This is a genomic window from Streptomyces bambusae, from assembly GCF_019400985.1.
Taxonomy (GTDB): Bacteria; Actinomycetota; Actinomycetes; order Streptomycetales; family Streptomycetaceae; genus Streptomyces; species Streptomyces bambusae_A.
In genome coordinates this window covers 1-3,255 of the sequence record NZ_WTFF01000511.1, presented here as the reverse complement: position 1 = coordinate 3,255, position 3,255 = coordinate 1, and the positions used below count along the sequence as shown (strand labels likewise).

The 3,255-nt window shown below is 74.7% G+C and carries 3 protein-coding genes and 1 pseudogene; all 4 read left to right on the top strand.

The window, feature by feature from the left end; translation table 11 throughout:
* A pseudogene (locus GPJ59_RS34895) lies at positions 1-529 on the top strand (lipid-transfer protein); the annotation flags it as partial.
* Positions 526-1,743: a thiolase domain-containing protein gene (locus GPJ59_RS34890; protein WP_219672064.1), complete on the top strand. Its 1,218-nt coding sequence runs from the start codon at positions 526-528 to the stop codon at positions 1,741-1,743. The pseudogene GPJ59_RS34895 and the gene GPJ59_RS34890, both read left to right, overlap by 4 nt.
* Positions 1,744-1,866: 123 nt before the next feature.
* Positions 1,867-2,094, top strand: a complete 228-nt coding sequence (locus tag GPJ59_RS34885; RefSeq protein WP_258025382.1) for a DUF397 domain-containing protein — start codon at positions 1,867-1,869, stop codon at positions 2,092-2,094.
* 367 nt (positions 2,095-2,461) lie between these two features.
* Complete coding sequence (locus GPJ59_RS34880) at positions 2,462-3,214, top strand: class I SAM-dependent methyltransferase (protein ID WP_219672061.1); 753 nt, start codon at positions 2,462-2,464, stop codon at positions 3,212-3,214.
* Positions 3,215-3,255 lie beyond the last annotated feature (41 nt).

Genomic DNA, 3,255 nt, shown 5'->3' with positions numbered 1-3,255 from the left:
CCCGCACGCCCAGCTCGCCGGGCCGGTGCCGCACGGCGACCACCAGGTACGGCCGTTGCGCACCGGCGACTGCCCGCCCGTCGGGGACGGGGCCGCGGCCGTGGTCCTGGCGGCCGGGGACACCGCCCGGCGGCTGTGCGCCCGCCCCGCCTGGATCACCGGCATCGACCACCGCATCGAGGCCCACGGCCTGGGGCTGCGCGACCTCACCGACTCGCCGTCCACCCGGCTCGCCGCCGAACGCGCCGGCGCCTTCGACCGGCCCGTCGACACGGCTGAACTGCACGCGCCGTTCTCCTCCCAGGAGATCGTGCTGCGCAAGGCCCTCCGGCTGGACGCGGACGTGGCCGTCAACCCCTCGGGCGGCGCGCTGGCCGCCAACCCCGTGATGGCCGCCGGCCTGATCCGGATCGGTGAGGCCGCCGCACGGATCCACCGCGGCGCGTCCGACCGGGCCCTGGCCCACGCCACCTCCGGACCGTGCCTCCAGCAGAACCTCGTGGCCGTCCTGGAAGGAGACCGGGCATGAGCACCGGGACCACACCGCGTACGGCCGCAGCCGTCGGCGCGCGCCGCGTCGCCAGGGAGCCGGTCGCCGTCGTCGGCATCGGCCAGACCAAGCACGTGGCCGCCCGCCACGACGTCTCCATCGCCGGCCTGGTCCGCGAGGCCGCCGTACGGGCGCTCGCGGACGCCGAGCTGACCTGGTCGGACGTCGACGCCGTCGTCATCGGCAAGGCCCCCGACTTCTTCGAGGGCGTGATGATGCCGGAGCTGTACCTGGCCGACGCGCTCGGCGCCGTGGGCAAGCCCATGCTGCGCGTGCACACCGCCGGCTCCGTCGGCGGCTCCACGGCCCTGGTCGCGAGCAACCTGATCGCCGCCCGGGTCCACCGCACCGTCCTCACCCTGGCCTTCGAGAAGCAGTCCGAGTCCAACGCCATGTGGGGGCTGTCGCTGCCCGTGCCCTTCCAGCAGCCGCTGCTGGCCGGCGCCGGCGGCTTCTTCGCCCCGCACGTGCGCGCGTACATGCGCCGCACCGGGGCGCCGGACACGGTCGGCTCGCTCGTCGCGTACAAGGACCGGCGCAACGCCCTGCTGAACCCCTACGCACACCTGCACGAGCACGACATCACCCTGGAGAAGGTCCAGGCCTCGCCGATGCTCTGGGACCCGATCCGGTACTCCGAGACCTGCCCGTCCTCCGACGGCGCCTGCGCGATGGTGCTCACCGACCGGGCCGGCGCGGCCCGCGCGCCCCGCCCCGCGGCCTGGGTGCACGGCGGGGCCATGCGCAGCGAGCCGACCCTGTTCGCGGGCAAGGACTTCGTCTCCCCGCAGGCCGGCAAGGACTGCGCGGCGGACGTCTACCGGCAGGCCGGGATCACCGATCCGCGGCGGCAGATCGACGCCGTGGAGATGTACGTGCCGTTCTCCTGGTACGAGCCGATGTGGCTGGAGAACCTGGGCTTCGCGGAGGAGGGCGAGGGCTGGAAGCTCACCGAGGCCGGTGTCACCGAACTCGGCGGCGACCTCCCGGTGAACCCCTCGGGAGGAGTGCTGTCCACCAACCCCATCGGCGCCTCGGGCATGATCCGCTTCGCGGAGGCGGCCCTCCAGGTCCGCGGCGGGGCCGGCGAGCACCAGGTCCCCGGGGCCCGCCGGGCGCTCGGCCACGCGTACGGCGGCGGGGCGCAGTTCTTCTCGATGTGGCTGGTCGGCAGCGAACGGCCGGACAGCTGAACCGCGCCGATCCGGCCGGAGCCGCGTGCCGGGCCCGAAAGGGGCCCTGTCGGTCCTCCGGGGCCATGGCTAACCTGGCCCCCGGACGACGGAACCGGGAGGAGCACGCACGTGACCGAGAGCATGGTGTCGCAGTCCCTCGCAGGCTGGAACAAGCCCGAACTGGACCTCAGCGGAGCGGAGTGGCAGTCGAGCAGCAAGGGGGCCGGCGACGTGCAGATCGCGTTCGTCGAGGGATTCATCGCGATGCGCAACGGTGACCGCCCGGAGAGCCCGTCCCTCATCTTCGCCCCGGACGAATGGCGGGCATTCGTCCTGAACGCCCGGGGCGGCGAGTTCGACCTGACGTAGGCGCAGCGGGCTGTCGCCTGATGCAGGCGTTCCGGGCTGTCGCTGGAGGGAGCCGCACCGGGCCGCCGCCCGCCCGTACGGCGGCCCGTACGGCCCCGTACTGCGCTCCGTGCGGCGGCCGTCGCCGGCCTCCGGCCCGCGCCACCCGAGAAGTCACCCGCGCGCGGTCCCGGACGGGGCCGTGGCGGGGCTCGGCGGGGGCTTGGGCGGCTGCGGGGCCGGGGCGCGGGTGGGCGGGTCGCACCACCCCGCGCCCTGCCCGCCGACGGCCGTACGAGGATCTTGCCCACCACGGCCACAGGGCCTCTGACCTGGCCTTTCCCTTCCCCTGACCCTAGGGTCGAGGGCATACGGGGAAGGAGACCGGATGCACCGGCACATACGTACGGTCGAGGACGTGCTGAAGCTCATGGACGGGCTGTTCGCGCCGGAGGCCGACCGCTGGACGGCGGACGCGGCCGACTGGTGGGACGGGTTCTACGGCGACCGCTCCAAGCCGGTGCCGTTCTTCGTGGCGAAGCCCGACGAGAACCTCGCCGCGTACCTCGACAGCGGGCTGGTCGCCCCCGGCCGGGTCCTCGAACTCGGGTGCGGACCCGGCCGCAACGCCCTCCATCTGGCCGCGCAGGGCTTCGAGATCGACGCCGTCGACCTCTCTCCGGCGGCGATCGCCTGGGCGACCGAGCGGGCCCGGGAGGCCGGCGCCGACACCGCCGCCCTGCGCTTCCACCTCGGCGACGTCTTCGAGCTCACCGCGACCGGACTGACCGGCCCCTACGACCTGGTGTACGACTCGGGCTGCTTCCACCACCTGCCGCCGCACCGCCGGATCAGCTACCTCGCCCTCGTCGAACGCGTCCTCGCGCCCGGCGGCCACCTCGCCCTCACCTGCTTCGCCGCCGGCGAGGGCGGGATGGGGTCCGAGCTCTCCGACGCGGAGTTCTACCGCCAGGGAGGCCTCCAGGGCGGGCTCGCGTACACGCCGGAGTCCCTCCGCCGGATCTTCGCCGGCCTGACGGAGGTCGAACTGCGCCGCATGCGCGACGAGGCGCCCGACGCCCCGCACTTCGGCGAGGCCTTCCTCTGGACCGCGCTCTTCCGCCGCCCGGCCGCCGGCTGACCGCCGCCCGGCCGCCGGCTGACCGCCGCCCGGCCGCCGGC

Excerpts from the sequence above, each read along its gene's own strand:
- GPJ59_RS34890 (WP_219672064.1), top strand. The coding sequence starts at position 526 with ATGAGCACCGGGACCACACCGCGTACGGCCGCAGCCGTCGGCGCGCGC.
- GPJ59_RS34885 (WP_258025382.1), top strand. The coding sequence starts at position 1,867 with ATGGTGTCGCAGTCCCTCGCAGGCTGGAACAAGCCCGAACTGGACCTC.
- GPJ59_RS34880 (WP_219672061.1), top strand. The coding sequence starts at position 2,462 with ATGCACCGGCACATACGTACGGTCGAGGACGTGCTGAAGCTCATGGAC.